This window comes from Pseudomonas wadenswilerensis (genome assembly GCF_900497695.1).
GTDB lineage: Bacteria > Pseudomonadota > Gammaproteobacteria > Pseudomonadales > Pseudomonadaceae > Aquipseudomonas > Aquipseudomonas wadenswilerensis.
The window spans coordinates 76,538-93,300 of sequence record NZ_UIDD01000007.1 but is presented as its reverse complement, the minus strand read 5'-3'; the positions used below and the strand labels follow the sequence as shown (position 1 = coordinate 93,300).

At 65.0% G+C, this 16,763-nt stretch carries 12 protein-coding genes; 11 read left to right on the top strand and 1 reads right to left on the bottom strand.

Translation table 11 applies throughout. The annotated features are described in order from the left end of the window. Window positions 1-26: 26 nt before the first annotated feature. Window positions 27-920 carry a helix-turn-helix transcriptional regulator gene (locus CCOS864_RS11620; RefSeq protein WP_115086438.1) on the bottom strand — a complete coding sequence of 298 codons (894 nt, stop codon included), beginning with the start codon at window positions 918-920 and terminating at the stop codon, window positions 27-29. A gap of 227 nt (window positions 921-1,147) precedes the next feature. Here CCOS864_RS11620 and CCOS864_RS11615 point away from each other — a divergent pair, with 227 nt between their 5' ends. The 11 genes from CCOS864_RS11615 to CCOS864_RS11565 all read left to right on the top strand — a co-directional run bounded on the left by CCOS864_RS11615 (window position 1,148) and on the right by CCOS864_RS11565 (window position 16,611). Then, complete coding sequence (locus CCOS864_RS11615) at window positions 1,148-2,809, top strand: (2,3-dihydroxybenzoyl)adenylate synthase (protein WP_208644382.1); 1,662 nt, start codon at window positions 1,148-1,150, stop codon at window positions 2,807-2,809. Further along, window positions 2,806-3,597: a thioesterase II family protein gene (locus CCOS864_RS11610; protein WP_276330488.1), complete on the top strand. Its 792-nt coding sequence runs from the start codon at window positions 2,806-2,808 to the stop codon at window positions 3,595-3,597. Before CCOS864_RS11615 ends, CCOS864_RS11610 begins: the two co-directional genes overlap by 4 nt. Further along, window positions 3,597-3,902, top strand: a complete 306-nt coding sequence (locus CCOS864_RS11605) for an isochorismate lyase (RefSeq protein ID WP_115086436.1) — start codon at window positions 3,597-3,599, stop codon at window positions 3,900-3,902. Before CCOS864_RS11610 ends, CCOS864_RS11605 begins: the two co-directional genes overlap by 1 nt. Continuing rightward, complete coding sequence (locus tag CCOS864_RS11600; protein ID WP_115086435.1) at window positions 3,899-5,296, top strand: isochorismate synthase; 1,398 nt, start codon at window positions 3,899-3,901, stop codon at window positions 5,294-5,296. The genes CCOS864_RS11605 and CCOS864_RS11600 overlap by 4 nt, the downstream gene beginning before the upstream one ends. A gap of 123 nt (window positions 5,297-5,419) precedes the next feature. Beyond that, complete coding sequence (locus tag CCOS864_RS11595; RefSeq protein ID WP_115086434.1) at window positions 5,420-5,695, top strand: hypothetical protein; 276 nt, start codon at window positions 5,420-5,422, stop codon at window positions 5,693-5,695. Window positions 5,696-5,896: 201 nt separating this feature from the next. Beyond that, window positions 5,897-7,939, top strand: coding sequence for a TonB-dependent receptor plug domain-containing protein (locus tag CCOS864_RS11590; RefSeq protein ID WP_115086433.1), 2,043 nt, complete (start codon window positions 5,897-5,899; stop codon window positions 7,937-7,939). Then, the gene (locus CCOS864_RS11585) at window positions 7,926-9,227 is read left to right on the top strand and encodes an ABC transporter substrate-binding protein (protein WP_115086432.1); all 1,302 of its coding nucleotides are present in this window, start codon (window positions 7,926-7,928) and stop codon (window positions 9,225-9,227) included. Before CCOS864_RS11590 ends, CCOS864_RS11585 begins: the two co-directional genes overlap by 14 nt. Further along, complete coding sequence (locus CCOS864_RS11580; RefSeq protein ID WP_167458882.1) at window positions 9,224-10,555, top strand: di-heme oxidoreductase family protein; 1,332 nt, start codon at window positions 9,224-9,226, stop codon at window positions 10,553-10,555. The genes CCOS864_RS11585 and CCOS864_RS11580 overlap by 4 nt, the downstream gene beginning before the upstream one ends. 198 nt (window positions 10,556-10,753) lie before the next feature. Next, window positions 10,754-11,995 carry a multidrug efflux RND transporter periplasmic adaptor subunit MexE gene (mexE, locus tag CCOS864_RS11575; RefSeq protein WP_115086431.1) on the top strand — a complete coding sequence of 414 codons (1,242 nt, stop codon included), beginning with the start codon at window positions 10,754-10,756 and terminating at the stop codon, window positions 11,993-11,995. Window positions 11,996-12,007: 12 nt separating this feature from the next. Then, window positions 12,008-15,187: an efflux RND transporter permease subunit gene (locus CCOS864_RS11570; protein WP_115086430.1), complete on the top strand. Its 3,180-nt coding sequence runs from the start codon at window positions 12,008-12,010 to the stop codon at window positions 15,185-15,187. Then, the gene (locus CCOS864_RS11565) at window positions 15,184-16,611 is read left to right on the top strand and encodes an efflux transporter outer membrane subunit (protein ID WP_115086429.1); all 1,428 of its coding nucleotides are present in this window, start codon (window positions 15,184-15,186) and stop codon (window positions 16,609-16,611) included. Before CCOS864_RS11570 ends, CCOS864_RS11565 begins: the two co-directional genes overlap by 4 nt. The last annotated feature ends 152 nt before the right edge of the window (window positions 16,612-16,763 follow it).

Genomic DNA, 16,763 nt, shown 5'->3' with positions numbered 1-16,763 from the left:
TCATTCGATTCAGAGTCAGCGAGCCGTCAGCGGATCTCGCTGGGCGATACGCCGTAGCGTTTGCGAAAGGCGATGGAAAAATGCGCCGGGCTGTAACCCACGCCATAGGCGACGGTCGAGACGTTGCTCTCTTCATCGCTGAGCATGCGGTGCGCTTCACTCAGGCGATGTTCGTGCAGGTAGCCAAACACGCTGGTGCCAAACACCTTGCGAAACCCTGCGGTGAGTTTGCGTGGGCTCATGCCGACATGGGCGGCCAGGGCATTCAGGCTTGGCGGCTCCAGCAGCGAGCGCACCAGCCGATCGCGCGCCGCGTGCACGCGCTCGACATCCGATGAGGTGATGCGCAGCTTCTGTTCCGGCTGCGCGCGTTCGTCCAGCAGGAACTGCGCACTCAGGGCGGTCAATTCCAGGGCCTTGCCGCCCAGGTACAGCGAGCGGCTGGGGCCCTGCATCGGACAGGTGGCAATCTGCGTCGCCAGCGCCTGCATCGCCCGGGGCGCCGGGCGCACCATCATGTAGGGATCGCCCCCCCTGGCGGCCAGCAGCTTGCGCGGGGCCATGCCCAGGTGCCGGTCGAGAGACTCCAGGTCCAGCTGCACGATGGTGTAGCGCAGCGGCGTCGAGGTGCCGTAGATCTGCGAAGAGGTGAACTCGCCGTCATTGACGATGGTGCACAGGCTCGGGCCGCGGATCGATTGCTCGGCGTGCCCGGGGATCCGGCAGGACAACTCGCCACTCTGCACCAGGATCAGCTTGAGACCACGCTCCAGCGGGTCTTCGACCCAGGCCTCGCTCTCCGACCACAGGGTGCCGGTGACCAGGGTCATGTGCGGTTCCAGGTAGACCGTTCCGGGTTGGTTGCCCTTGGGGGCGGCCTGCTTCTCTGGGTGAGTTGGGGCGATGATCGTAATAGTCATTGGGTTTTCCCTTTTCCTGAGGCCATTACGTGGGGCCTGACCTGAAGTAACGGGAGGCTTGTAAGCCTTGAGCCTCCCTGTTTGAAGCCACTGCGCATTTCATCTAATGAAAAAGTCGCGGTACCGAAAGCCTTGGCGTTGAGATGCCCTCGGCAAAAGACAATGATAATAGATCTCATTTAGCCATTTGTAGCCAATTATTTCTGCAAATAGGAGATTCCATGTCATTGAGTACCTCCATCCTTGTGCCAGATGCCTCCGACGACGCCCCCGACTGGCCGGCCGCATTTGCCGAACGCTACCGCCAGGCCGGCTACTGGCAAGAGCAGACGTTCGCCCAGGCCCTCGACGCTGCCGCTGCCCGAAACCCTGCAGCAATCGCAATTACCGACGGCCCCTTGCACCTGAGTTATGCCAGCCTCGCGGACCGCTGCCGGCGCCTGGCCGGTGGCTTGCGTGCCCTTGGCCTGCAGGCCGGTGACAATGTGGTCGTGCACCTGCCCAACGGCAGCGCCTTTGTCGAAGTGTGTTTTGCCCTGTTTCGCCTGGGCGCGCGGCCGATCCTCGCCCTGCCCGCCCACCGCCAGCATGAGATCGGCGGCTTCTGCAGCTTTGCCCAGGCCACGGCCTACATCGGCTGCGATCAGCTGGAAGGCTTCGACTGTCGGCAGATGGCGCGCCAGTTGCGCGCCGCCAACCCCTGCCTGCAACACGTGGTGATCGAGGGTGTCGCCGAGGAATTCACCGCCCTAGGCGAGCTGTACCGCAGCGAAGCACTGGAGCATGACGCCGGTCAGGCCGAGGCAGTGGCCTGCTTCCAGCTGTCGGGCGGCACCACCGGCACCCCCAAGCTGATTCCGCGCCGGCACGCTGAATACCTCTACAACGTGCGCGCCAGCAGCGCCGTCTGCGGCCTGGACCAGCACACCGTGTACCTTGCCGCCCTGCCCATGGCGCACAACTTCACCCTGTGCTGCCCCGGCGTGATCGGTACCTTGCTGGCGGGTGGCCGGGTGGTGTGCAGCCGGCGCCCCGACCCGGACACCTGCTTCGCCCTGATCAGCGCAGAGCGGGTGACCGTCACCGCGTTGGTGCCACCGCTGGCAATGCTCTGGCTCGACGCCCAGGCCCAGCGCCAGGCCGATCTGTCGAGCCTGCGTGTGCTCCAGGTCGGCGGGGCGAAGCTGCTGAGCACCGCGGCGGCGCGGGTCACGCCGATACTCGGCTGCACCTTGCAACAAGTGCTGGGCATGGCTGAGGGGCTGCTCTGCTACACGCGCCTGGATGACCGCCAGGAGCTGATCCTGCACACCCAGGGCCGGCCGCTGAGCGCCGATGACGAAGTGCGCATCGTCGACGAACAGGGGCAAGCGGTGCCCGACGGTGAAGTCGGCGAACTGCAAGTGCGTGGGCCTTACACCATTCGCGGCTATTACCGCCTGCCGGCACACAATGCCAAGGCCTTCACCGACGACGGTTTCTATTGCAGCGGCGACCGGGTGCGGCGTACCGCCGAGGGTTACCTGGTGGTCGAGGGGCGGGACAAGGACCAGATCAACCGCGGCGGCGAGAAAGTCGCCGCCGAAGAAGTGGAAAACCTGCTGATCAATCATCCCCAGGTGCATGACGCGGCCCTGGTGGCGATGCCCGATGCACTGTTGGGCGAATCCACCTGTGCCTTCATCGTCGCCCGCAATCCGGCGCCGTCGACGTTTGCTCTCAAGCAGCATCTGCGCAGCCAGGGCCTGGCCGCATTCAAGGTGCCGGACCGCATCGAGTTTGTGCCGCAGTTCCCGCAGACCGGGGTCGGCAAGGTCAGCCGCAAGGACCTGCGCGAAAGCCTGCGCCTGGCCTGGCTCGACGCCAACCGCGGGAGCAGCGCCTCGTGATCGCTGACCTGCTGACCCAGACCGAGCGCTGGGTGCGCCCCTATCGATTGTCGCCGATGCCGCGCTGGCGCCTGGTGTGCTTCGCCCATGCCGGCGGCAGTGCGAGTTTTTTCCGCGACTGGGCCTGCACCCTGCCCGCCGATATCGACCTGTTGGCGATCCAGTACCCGGGGCGCGAAGACCGCTTCAGCGAACCCTGCCTGACCGACATGCACAGCCTCGCCGAGGCCGCCAGCCAAGCGTTGCGCGGTTACGCCGATCGCCCCCTGGCCCTGTTCGGCCATAGCCTCGGTGCCGTGGTGGCGTATGAGGTGGCGACGCGCTTGGAGCAACAGGCAATCGCCGTCGGCCACCTGTTCGTTTCCGCCCACCCGGCTCCGCAGCGCCAGCGTGGCGGGCAGTTGCACAGCGGGCCGGACCAAGCGCTGCTGGACGATGTACAGCGCCTGTCCAGCCGGCCCAATCCGCTGCTGGAAGACCCGGCCCTGCGCGAGATGTTCATGCCCAGCCTGCGCAATGACTACCGCATTGTCGAAACCTACGGCTGCGCTGCGCCGCAACCGCTGAGCAGCCGGATCGCGGTGTTCTACCCCGAGCAGGATCCGGAGATCGACCTCGACGAAGCCTTGGCCTGGCAAGCCGCGAGCCTCCAGCCACTGCACCTGCAGCGCTGGCAAGGCGAACACTTCTACCTGATCGAGCAGCGCCAGGCGTTGCTCGATGCCCTGGCGGCCACGCTGCTTGGCTGTCGCCCGCTCACATCGCCCGCCCTTGAGGAATCCCTCTGATGAAATCCCCTGACGCTTGCGAAGGCCTCCCGGACATCCGGATCGCCATCGATTCACTGGACCACCAGATCATCGAACTCATGCGCCAACGCATGGCTTACGTCAAAGCCGCTGCCCGGTTCAAGCCGACCGAAAGCAGCATCGCCGCACCCGAGCGCGTCGCCCAGATGCTCCCGCAACGGCGCCAGTGGGCCGAAGAAGCCGGGCTGGATGCGCATTTTGTCGAAACCCTGTTCGCCCAGATCATCCACTGGTACATCGCCCAGCAAGTACGGCACTGGCGCACCATGAGAGTCCCGGCATGAGGGCCTTTACCCGGCTGGAAGAACACACCGCGGGGCTGACCCAGGTGTTCGAACAGGCTCGCCAGCGCGCCGCCGTGCAAGGCGCGCCGGTGCTGGCCAGCTACGCCCTGGCGATCGTCGAGCTGGACCTGCTGGAGCTGTTTTGCCGCGTCGACCAGCCCGACGCCGAGAGCCTGTTCTGGCGCGCGGCCGATGGCGGCAAGAGCCTGTTCGGCTGGGGCGTGGCGGCAGAACTGAGCGGCGCTGGCGGGCAGCGCTTCGCCATGGTGGAGCAGCAATGGCAGCAATGGCTGCACAGCGCGGTGATCCATGGCCCACAGCCTCCAGCGCTCTGCGGCGGCTTTCGATTCGATCATCAGGTCGAGGCCAGCAGCGCCTGGCAAGGTTTCGGCGATGCATCGATGCTGTTGATGACCTTGCTGCTGATACGCGACGGCGATCAATGCTGGCTGGTGTGCCAGCAGCGGATCGGCCCCTCGGACAATGCCGACAGCCGCTGCGAGCATGTGCTCAATGAATGGAACGGCCTGATGGATCGCTATCTGTCGCCGCCGGTCACCTTGGCGCCGCCGCAGCATACCCGTGACCAGTGCCTGCCGCGGGCATGCTGGGAAAGCAAAATCGCCCATGCCCTGGACGTACTGCGCGACAGCCCGATGAAAAAGGTGGTGCTGGCGCGTGAAGTAATCAGCGAGTACTCCCATGCCATCAGCCCTGGCCGAACCCTGGTACGCCTGGCCAGCAACGATCCCTCGGCGTACCTGTTCGCCTTTCGCCGGCAGCAGAGCTGCTTCCTCGGTGCTTCGCCGGAGCGCCTGGTAAAACTACACGACGGCCGCCTGCAAACCCAGGCATTGGCCGGTACCATCCGCCGCGACCCGGACCCGCAGCAAGACGCCCAGCTGGCGCAAGCGCTGATGGACTGCGAGAAGAACCGCCACGAGCATGCGCTGGTGGTGCAGATCATCCAGAGTGGCCTGGCCCCGTGGGCAAGCCAGTTACAGGTACCGTCGACGCCCGCTATACAGCGCCTGAGCCGGGTCCAGCACCTGAGCACGCTGATTGAAGGCCGCCTGCGCCCGCAAGCAGGCCTGCTGCAAGTGGTCGCGACGCTGCACCCGACACCCGCCGTCGGCGGCCACGAACGTCGCCAGGCCATGGAGCATATTCGCCGCTTCGAGGGTTTCGACCGTGGCTGGTACGCCGCGCCGCTGGGCTGGCTGGATGCCCGGGGCAACGGCGAATTCATCGTCGGCCTGCGCTCGGCACTGGTGAATGGCAAGCACGCCCGTTTGTTCGCCGGTTGCGGCATCGTGCACTGCTCGGAGCCTGCCAGCGAATACGAGGAAACCTGCATCAAGCTGGCCGGCATGCAGTTGGCCTTGCAGGCGTGAGCGTGGCAACAATCCCTGCCAGGCCAAAATAGCCGACAGGGATTGTTGCCCACTGCCTATAATTGGGTGGACCGGGGGCCAACCCGGGTACAGCCCTCTTCGGCGATCCGGACAGCCTTTGATATGAACAGCACCGCCATAACCACCTGCCTGCTCGCCCTCTGCCTGGCGCTGACAGCCGGTTGTTCGAGCAAACCCAAAGCACGTTACCTGGCGGCCAACGCCGGTTCCAACTGCCACGCCAAAGCCGTCCCCACTGCCGGCGAAGGCGGCCTGGCCTGGGGCGCGACCCTGCAGATCGCCCGGCAAAAATCCATGAACAACTGCATCCGCTATGCCGGGCGTTCCGGCGGCCTGCCCAACACCTGCAAAGTGGTGCTGGCCGAGTGCAAGCGCTAGCCATTCTGTAATCCATTCGCTATATAAATTTATATATAGCGTTGTCAATTTCCGCGCCTGGCTCTAGTATCTGCGGCGTTCTGCCGGTGCGCGTGTTCGCTTGATCGATTCGACCTGATAGCCCCTGGGGAGGGTGCTGTCGGCCGTTTTGCGCCACACGCTATATAATAAAATATATAACGATACCAACAAAGGAGCGTCATGACGCCGTTCGCCCCCCGTACCCTGCTGCTCGCCCTGGCCGCGATCAGTGCCGAGGCCGCCGTGGCCGAGCAGAAAAAAACCTTCAGCCTGGGTGAAATCCAGATTTCCGCACCGCAGGATGATGCCCTGGCAACCGGCAGCAGCGTCGTCGAGCTGGATGACATGCGCCTGCACGACCGCGAGACCGTCGACCGCGCCCTGGCCCTGGCCCCCGGGGTGAATCTCGCCTACATGGGCGCGCGTGCCGAACAGGTGGTGTACGTGCGTGGCTTCGACCGTCTGCAGGTGCCGGTCTATATCGATGGCATTCCCACCTACGTACCCTACGACGGCAATATCGACCTGGGACGCTTCACCACCTACGACCTGTCGCGCATTGAAGTGGCCAAGGGCTTCGCCTCGTTGCTGTACGGCCCCAACACCCTGGGCGGGGCGATCAACCTGATCACCCGACGGCCCACCGAGGCCTTCGAAGGTGAAGTGGGCGGCGGCCTGGAGCTGACCGACCACGGCAACGTCAACGCTTATCGCAGCTATGCCAACCTCGGCTCCAACCAGGGCAATTGGTGGATGCAGGGCGGCGTGTCCTATGTCGACTATGACTACACGATGCTGCCGGACGACTTCGAGCCGACCAACAACCAGCAAGGCGAGGGTCGCCGCGAAAACAGCAACAAGCGTGACGGCAAGTTCAGCTTCAAGCTTGGCTTTACCCCCAACGACACCGACGAGTACGTCCTCGGCTATGTCCAGCAGCAAGGCCGCAAGGGCCAGCCGCCCTACGCCGGCGACCTGCCCGCCACCGGCCAGCGCAAGCGCTGGTGGCAATGGCCGAAATGGGACAAGACCAGCCTGTTCCTGGCCACCAATACCCGCTTCGGCGAGCACGGCCTGAAGACCCGGGTGTACCGCGATACCTTCAAGAACTCGCTGGAAAGCTTCGTCTACAACAATGGCATCCCCGGCGCGATGCAGCCTGGTTTCCCGAGCAAGTACGATGATGAGTCCACGGGTTTCTCGGTCGAAGGCGACCTGGCCCTGAGCGAGGGCAACCGCCTGGGCATCGCCTACCACTTCAAGGAAGACGTGCACCGCTCGCGCGATGGCAGCGACCCGCAAACCCACTTTCGCGATCAGACCCAGTCCATCGCCGTGGAAGACACACTGCGCCTGAACGAGATTTTCAGCGTGGTCGGCGGCGTGTCGTACAACTACCGCAAGAGCCTTGAGGCCGAGAACTTCGGCACCAGCGCCGCCTCGCCGAGGGTCAAGACCCTGTATGACGAGCCCACCGGCAGCGATGATGCGGTCAACAGCCAGTTGGGCCTGTTCATGAACACCGGGCCGCTGCTGAACATCGATCACAACGGCCAGGTGCGCCTGACGGTGGCCCGCAAGAGCCGCTTTGCGACCATCAAGGACCGCTACTCGACCCGCTTTGGCACGGTGATCCCCAGCCCCGACCTGAAATCCGAACGTGCCACCCACTACGAGCTGGGGTACAGCGGCGCGGTCAACCAGCAATGGACCCTGGACACGGCGCTGTTCGTCAGCAATATCGAAGACTCCATCCAGCAGGTCACCGTCGCCCCGGTAGCCGGTTGCGCGGCGCCGTGCGGCCAGTACCAGAACATCGCCAAGGCACGTAACCAGGGCGTTGAACTGGGCCTGCGCGGTGACCTGGGCAACTGGGAATTCAACACCAGCTACACCTACCTGGACCGGAGAAACCGCAGCAACCCCGAGCTGCACCCGATCGACACACCGCGCCACAACCTGTTTGCCTCGGCCAGCTTGAACCTCGATGCCTGGCGCCACACCGCCGGCGTCGAAGCCGCGTCGCGGCGCTACAACATGTCCGATGGCAGCCAGATGAGCGGCGGCTACGCGGTATACAACCTCAAGAGCGGCTACCGCTTCAGCAACGACGTCCGCATCGAAGCGGGCATCCGCAACCTGTTCGATCGCCTTTATGCATACAGCGAGGGGTACCCGGAAAGTGGCCGCAGCTACTTCGTACAGTTCAATGTGCCGCTCTAAGGCCTGGCTGCTGGCCCTGCTGCTGGGCGCGGCCAGCGTCCAGGCGGCAGCGCCGCAGCCGGTGGTGGTGTTGACCAGCTACCCCGAGGAGATGATGACGCGCTTCGAAGAAGCCTTCGAGCGCGCCAACCCCGGCTATCGCCTGCAGATCCTCTGGCGCCAGGGCTTCGATGCCCTGCCCTATTTGCGTCAGGCCGATCAGGGCGGGGTCGATGTCTACTGGGCGCCGTCACCGGGCAACTTCAAGCGTTTGGCCCGGGACGCCGGCTGGCAGCCGCTGGGTGTCGACCTGGACGGTTTGCCGCCGCGCATTGGCGCCATCGCCCTGCGCGATCGCGCGGCTCGCTATCAGGCCACCGAGCTTGCCGGTTACGGCTTTGCCATCAATCCGGTCGAACTGGCCAAGCTGAACATGCCCGCCCCGCGAGACTGGCCGGACCTGCTCGATGCCCGCCTGCGCGGGCGCATCGCCCTGCCCGACCCGGCGCGGGTCGGCTTTGCCCCGGTACTGCTGGATATCGTCCTGCAGGCCTACGGCTGGGACAAGGGCTGGGCCCTGTGGAGCGAGCTTGCCGGGCAATCGCGGCTGGTCAGCCGTGGCGGCACCCTGGTCAGTGACGAGGTGGCCAGCGGGCGCTCGGCGGTGGGCGTATCGATCGACTTCTTCGTTGCCTCGGCGGTGAGCAATGGCGAAGCGGTCGAGTTCATCTATCCCGCCCATGGCGGGCTCAACCCGGCGCATATTGCCATCCCCCGCCAGGCCAGGCAGGTCGAGGGCGCGCGGGCCTTTGTGCGCTTCGTGTTGTCGTCTGAAGGGCAACGCCTGCTGGCCGATCCGGACATCCGCAAACTGCCGGTGCGCCCCAGCGTTTATGCCGATCTGCCAGCGGGCTATCACGACCCCTTTGCCGCCGCCCGCCAGGGTGCCTATGCCTACACCGACGACCGTTCGCGCGAGCGCCTGGCGCTGATCACCTCATTGTTCGAGCAATGGCTTGGCCAACCCCATGAGCGCCTCGGCGCGTTGTGGGCGCGGGTGCATGCCGGTGAAGCACAGGGCCGGGACCTGACCGCCGTGCGCGAGTTCCTCAGCGTGCCGCCCATCGACGAGGAGCAAGCCATGTCGGCGCCGTTGCTGGCGCTGTTTGCTCAACGTCAGGACCAGGGCATGCAACGTCAGTCGGCCAGCGACCAGGACGCCCTGGGCCGCGAGGAGATCGCCTGGCAGTTCCATAGCGCCAGGCAACAGGCGCAAGCCGAGCGCCTGCTTGCGGCCATGGGCCTGTGAAGCGCTATGGCCTTTGGCTGTTGCTCGGCATGCTGGTGAGCCTGCCCGCCAGCGCCGAGCACGCCGCCGTCAACCGTGAAGCCTTCGCCCAGCCCTTGCCGGGGCTGGATGACGACCTGCAACGGGAGCGCTTCTTCCACGGCCGCAGCCTGTTCCGCCAGGCCTGGGTGGTCGCGCCCTCGCGGGACGAAGCGGTCGATGGCCTGGGGCCGCTGTACAACCGCATCAGTTGCATTGCCTGCCACCCGAAAAATGGCCGTGGCCAGGCCCCGGCCAGCGACCACGAGCCCCTGCGCACGCTACTGGTGCGGCTGTCGCGGCCCGGACGCGATGCCCATGGCGGGCCACTGCCGCATCCGGCCTATGGAGATCAGCTCAACGAATCGGCCATTCCCGGTGTGGCCGGCGAAGGCCGGGCGCATGTCCGCTGGCAAGAGCAGTTTGTGACCCTGGCGGATGGTGAGCGCATCGGCCTGCGTTCGCCACGGCTGAGCTTCAGCGAGCTGAACTATGGTCCATTGGATAACGTGCACACCTCGATGCGGGTTGGCTCACCGGTGTTCGGCCTGGGCCTGCTCGAAGCCATCGAGGCCAGCACCCTGCAAGCGCTGGCCGACGCGCCTAAACCTGATGGCGTGAAAGGCCGCGTCAACCAGGTGTGGAGCGTCGAGCGCCAGCGCCTTGAGGCCGGGCGCTTCGGCCTCAAATCGAACCAGCCGGACCTGCGTCAGCAGATTGCCAGCGCCCTGCACGGCGACCTGGGGATTACTTCGCCGCTGTACCCTGAACAGAACTGCACGTCGATGCAACAGGACTGTCGCCAGGCGGTCAGTGGCGGTGCGCCGGAGCTCGATGCCCTGCAACTGGGTGACCTGCACTTCTACCTGGCGCATCTGGCGCCACCGCCGCGGCGAGGCCTGGACAATCCCGAGGTGCAGCGTGGCGAGCGGCTGTTCAATGAAGCGGGATGCGCCCAGTGCCATCGCCCGCGCCTGACCACGGGCCAGCATCCGCTGTACCCGCTGTTATCAGCGCGGCAGATCGAACCTTACAGCGACCTGTTGCTGCATGACATGGGGCCGGGCCTGGCCGATGGGCGCGACGACTACCTGGCCAGCGGCCGCGAGTGGCGTACCGCGCCGCTGTGGGGGCTGGGGCTGATCGAGCGGATCAACCCCGGCGCCGGGTACCTGCATGACGGCCGGGCGCGTACGCTTGAGGAGGCGGTGTTGTGGCATGGCGGTGAAGCGCAAGTGGCGCGCGAGCGCTTCAAGGCACTGGTGGCCGATGATCGCCGGGCGCTGCGGGCGTTTTTGCAGTCGCTGTAATCTCTGGATCGCTGGCAAGCCAGCTCCCACAGGGTCGGCATACACAGGTCCAATGTGGGAGCTGGCTTGCCAGCGATGAGGCCACCGCCGATTCCCTCATATCATTCCCGATGATAATAACCTTCGCGCCATTCGATTCGTTGTTAATAGTTACAAATCGCAGAATCCGCCCACTATCAATAAATTGGCGGACTCCCCATGGAACAGTCACTCAAACCTTTGCGTTACCCCCTTGCTCTATTGGCTGTATTGGTGATGAGTGCCTGCGGTCGCACCCCGGAGGCCGTGCAGGCGCCGGCGGCGACCAAGGTCAGCGTGGCCAAGGTACTGGAACAACCGATCAACGAATGGGACGAGTTCACCGGCCGCCTGGAGGCACCGGAAACCGTCGAGGTGCGCCCGCGCGTCTCCGGGCAGATCGACCAGGTGGCCTTCACCGAAGGCGCCCAGGTGAAAAAAGGCGATCTGCTGTTCCAGATCGACCCACGTCCGTTCCAGGCTGAGGTCCGCCGCCTCGAAGCCCAGCTGCAACAAGCCCGCGCCACCGCCATCCGCAGCGAAAACGAAGCCCAGCGCGGCGAGCGCCTGCGCAGCAGCAACGCGATTTCCGCCGAGCTGGCCGAATCGCGCACCAGCGCCGCCGCCGAAGCGCGTGCCGGTGTCGCCGCGATCCAGGCCCAACTTGATCTGGCACGCCTGAACCTGAGCTTCACCCGCGTTACCGCACCGATCAGCGGCCGGGTCAGCCGCGCCCAGTTCACCGCCGGCAACATCGTCACCGCCGATGTGACGCCGCTGACCAGCGTGGTCTCCACCGACAAGGTCTACGCCTACTTCGACGCCGACGAGCGCGTGTACCTCAAGTACACCCAGCTGGCGCGCGACGGCCAGCGCGGCCAGAGCACCCCGGTGTACCTGGGCCTGTCGAACGAAAGCGGCAACCCGCACCTGGGCCAGATGAACTTCGTCGACAACCAGGTCAACCCCAAGACCGGCACCATCCGTGGCCGCGCAGTGTTCGACAACACCGACGGCCAGTTCACCCCGGGCCTGTATGCACGCCTGAAGCTGGTCGGCAGCGCCACCTACTCGGCGGTGCTGATCAACGACGAAGCGGTGGGCACCGACCTTGGCAAGAAGTTCGTGCTGGTCATGGACAAGGACAACAAGGCCGCGTACCGCGCCGTTGAACTGGGGCCGAAACTCGAAGGCCTGCGCATCGTGCGCAATGGCCTGAGCAAGGATGACCGCATCGTCGTCAAGGGCCTGCAACGGGTGCGCCCGGGCTCGCCGGTCGACCCGCAGGACACGCCGATGGCCAGTGAAGCGACCATCGCCGCCCTCGCCCAACAACGCCAGGTGCTCGAGGCCAGTGTCCAGGGCAAAGCCGTGGCCACCCCCAGCGTAAAACTCGCCAGTGCCTCGGCACCGCGCGGTTAAGGGATCAGTCCGATGAATTTTTCCAAGTTTTTTATTACCCGGCCGATCTTCGCCGCGGTGCTGTCGCTGTTGATCCTGATCGCCGGCAGCATCTCGCTGTTCCAGCTGCCGATCAGCGAATACCCGGAAGTGGTACCGCCCACCGTGGTGGTGCGCGCCAACTTCCCCGGTGCCAACCCGAAAGTGATCGGCGAAACCGTCGCCGCACCGCTTGAGCAAGCGATTACCGGGGTGGAGAACATGCTTTACATGTCCTCCCAGTCCACCGCGGATGGCAAGCTGACCCTGACCATCACCTTTGCCCTGGGCACCGATCTGGACAACGCTCAGGTGCAGGTGCAGAACCGTGTGACCCGGACCCAGCCCAAGCTGCCCGAGGAAGTGACGCGGATCGGCATCACCGTCGACAAGGCTTCGCCCGACCTGACCATGGTCGTGCACCTGACCTCGCCGGACAACCGCTACGACATGCTCTACCTGTCCAACTACGCCATCCTTAACATCAAGGACGAACTGGCCCGCCTGGGCGGCGTCGGTGACGTGCAGCTGTTCGGCATGGGCGACTATTCGCTGCGGGTCTGGCTTGATCCAAACAAGACCGCATCGCGCAACCTGACGGCCAGCGACGTGGTTGCGGCCATTCGCGAGCAGAACCGTCAGGTGGCTGCCGGTCAACTCGGTGCCCCACCCGCACCGGGGACCACCAGCTTCCAGTTGTCGGTGAACACCCAGGGCCGCCTGGTCAGTGAAGAAGAGTTCGAGAACATCATCATCCGCTCAGGCGCCGATGGCGAAATCACTCGCCTGAAGGACATTGCCCGGGTCGAGCTCGGCTCCAGCCAGTACGCCCTGCGTTCGCTGCTCAACAACCAGCCGGCCGTGGCCATCCCGATCTTCCAGCGCCCAGGTTCCAACGCCATCGAGATCTCCGATGAGGTCCGTGGGAAAATGGCCGAGCTGAAGAAGGACTTCCCCGAAGGCATGGACTACAGCATCGTCTATGACCCGACGGTGTTCGTCCGCGGTTCGATCGAAGCCGTGGTACATACCCTGTTCGAAGCACTGATCCTGGTGGTACTGGTCGTTATCCTGTTCCTGCAGACCTGGCGCGCCTCGATCATTCCGCTGGTGGCCGTACCAGTGTCGCTGATCGGCACCTTTGCGGTGATGCACCTGTTCGGCTTCTCGCTCAACGCCCTGTCGCTGTTCGGCCTGGTACTGGCCATCGGGATCGTGGTGGACGACGCCATCGTCGTGGTGGAGAACGTCGAGCGTAATATCGGCCTGGGCCTCAAGCCGCTGGAAGCCACGCAAAAGGCCATGGGCGAAGTGACCGGGCCGATCATCGCCACTGCGCTGGTACTGTGCGCAGTGTTCGTGCCAGCCGCGTTCATTTCCGGCCTTACCGGGCAGTTCTACAAGCAGTTCGCCCTGACCATTGCCATCTCGACGGTGATCTCGGCGTTCAACTCCCTGACCCTGTCGCCGGCCCTGGCCGCCGTACTGCTCAAGGAGCACCACGCCCCGAAAGACCGCTTCTCGAAAGTGCTTGAGCGCCTGCTCGGTGGCTGGCTGTTCGGCCCGTTCAACCGCTTCTTCGACCGGGCCAGCCATGGCTACGTCGGCGCGGTCGGCCGGGTCATCCGCAGCAGCGGCATCGCCCTGTTCGTCTACGGTGGCCTGATCATCATGACCTGGCTGGGCTTTTCTTCGACGCCGACCGGTTTCGTGCCGGCGCAAGACAAACAGTACCTGGTCGCCTTCGCGCAACTGCCGGATGCCGCCAGCCTCGACCGCACGGAAGCGGTGATCAAGAAGATGAGCGAGATCGCCCTCAAGCAACCTGGCGTGGCCGACTCGGTGGCCTTCCCGGGCCTGTCGATCAACGGCTTCACCAACAGCCCGAACAGCGGCATCGTGTTTACCCCGCTCAAGCCGTTCAATGAGCGTAAAGACCCGAGCCAGTCGGCCGCGGCGATTGCCGCCGCGCTGAACGCGCAGTTCGCCGGTATCGAAGACGCCTACATCGCCATCTTCCCACCGCCGCCGGTACAAGGGCTGGGCACCATCGGTGGTTTCCGCCTGCAGATCGAAGACCGTGGCAACCTGGGTTATGAAGCGCTGTACAAGGAAACCCAGAACATCATCGCCAAGAGCCACAACGTGCCGGAACTGGCCGGGCTGTTCACCAGTTACCAGGTCAACGTGCCGCAGGTCGATGCCGCCATCGACCGCGAGAAAGCCAAGACCCACGGTGTCGCCATCAGCGATATCTTCGACACCCTGCAGATCTACCTGGGTTCGTTGTACGCCAACGACTTCAACCGCTTTGGCCGCACCTACCAGGTCAACGTCCAGGCCGAGCAGCAGTTCCGTCTCGAAGCCGAGCAGATCGGCCAGTTGAAGGTGCGCAACAACCAGGGCGAGATGATCCCGCTGGCGACCTTCATCAAGGTCAGCGATACCTCGGGGCCGGACCGAGTCATGCACTACAACGGTTTCATCACCGCCGAGATCAATGGCGCCGCCGCCCCGGGCTACAGCTCCGGGCAAGCGGAAAAGGCCATCGAGAAGCTGCTCAAGGATGAACTGCCCAACGGCATGACCTTCGAATGGACCGAGCTGACCTACCAGCAGATCCTTTCCGGCAATACCGCGCTGTTCGTCTTCCCGCTCTGCGTACTGCTGGCCTTCCTGGTGCTGGCCGCCCAGTACGAAAGCTGGAGCCTGCCGCTGGCGGTGATCCTGATCGTACCGATGACCCTGCTGTCGGCGATTACCGGGGTGATCCTGTCCGGTGGCGACAACAACATCTTTACCCAGATCGGCTTGATCGTACTGGTGGGGCTGGCGTGCAAGAACGCCATCCTGATCGTCGAGTTTGCCAAGGATAAACAGGCCGAAGGCCTCGACCCGCTGGCTGCGGTACTGGAAGCCTGCCGCCTGCGTCTGCGACCGATCCTGATGACGTCGATCGCCTTCATCATGGGGGTGGTGCCGCTGGTGTTCTCTTCCGGTGCCGGTGCTGAAATGCGTCATGCCATGGGTGTAGCGGTGTTCTCCGGGATGATCGGGGTGACCTTCTTCGGTCTGCTGCTGACGCCGGTGTTCTTTGTCCTGATCCGCCGTTACGTGGAACGCAGCGAGGCCCGCAAAGCGGCGCGTGCGCTGAAGCTGGAGAGTCATGCATGAACCGCAATCTGAAACTCTTTATGCCGAGCCTGTTGGTCCTGGCCCTGGCCGCCTGTGCGGTAGGCCCGGACTACCAGGCGCCGGACACCGCGGCGGCGCAGTTGAGCGCGGCCAATGAACCGAGCGCCAAGGCGTCGTTCGACCGCAGCCGCTTCGAAAGCATCTGGTGGAAGCAGTTCGACGACCCGGTACTCAACAAGCTGGTCAGCCAGTCGCTGGACGGCAACCGTGAACTGCGCGTGGCCTTCGCCCGCCTGAAAGCGGCGCGGGCGATCCGTGACGATGTCAGCAACGACGCCCTGCCAACCGTGACCAGCCGTGCCAGCGCCGACCTGGGCAAGGGCCAGGTCCCTGGCCAGACCGAGGACCGGGTCAACAGCGAACGCTATGACCTGGGCCTGGACATGGCCTGGGAACTGGACCTGTTCGGCCGCATCCAGCGCCAACTGGAAGCCAGCGATGCCGAGCAGGACGCCGCGCAGGCCGACCTGCAGCAGCTGCAGGTCAGCCTGATCGCCGAACTGGTCGATGCCTATGGCCAGCTGCGCGGTGCACAGTTGCGCGAGAAGATCGCCCTGGCCAACCTCAAGACCCAGCAGGATTCGCGTGGCATCACCGTAACCCTGCGTGACGCCGGGGTCGGCAACGACCTTGACGTGGTGCGTGCCGATGCCCGCCTGGCGGCGGTCGAGGCCAGCGTGCCGCAACTGCAGGCCGAACAGGTGCGGGCGCGTAATCGCATCGCCACCCTGCTTGGCCAGCGCCCGGACGCCTTGGCCATCGACCTCTCGCCGGCGCAGTTGCCGGCCATCGCCAAGGCCTTGCCGGTGGGTGACCCCGGCGAGCTGCTCAAGCGCCGCCCGGATATCCGCAGCGCCGAGCGCCAGTTGGCAGCCGCCACGGCCAACATCGGCGTGGCCACGGCCGACCTGTTCCCACGGGTCAGCCTCAGCGGCTTCCTTGGCTTTACCGCCGGGCGCGGCTCGCAACTGGGCTCCTCGGCCGCCAAGGCCTGGGCCCTGGGCCCGAGCATCACCTGGGCGGCCTTCGACCTGGGCAGCGTGCGCGCCCGCCTGCGCGGTGCCAATGCCGATGCCGAGGGTGCGCTGGCCAACTATGAACAGCAGGTGCTGCTGGCCCTGGAAGAGTCGGAAAACGCCTTCAGCGACTACAGCAAACGCCAGGAACGCCTGCTGGCCCTGCTGCGCCAGAGCGAAGCCAGTCGCAAGGCGGCGGACCTGGCCTCGATTCGCTACCGCGAAGGCACCGTCGATTACCTGGTGCTGCTCGACGCCGAACGCGAGCGCCTGAGCGCCGAAGATGCCCAGGCCCAGGGCGAAGTGGACCTGTACCGCGGCATCGTCGCCATCTACAAGGCCCTCGGTGGCGGCTGGCAGGCCGAGAGCGTGGCCGCGGCGAACTGATTCAACGGCTCCTTTGGTTGGTTTCTGACCGGCCCTTTGCCCCGCTGGCTCACGCTGGCGGGGCTTTTTTGTGTCTGACGATTCCAGGGGCTGCTTTGCAGCCCATCGCTGGCAAGGCCAGCTCCCACAGGTGCTGCATACGCTGGACCTTG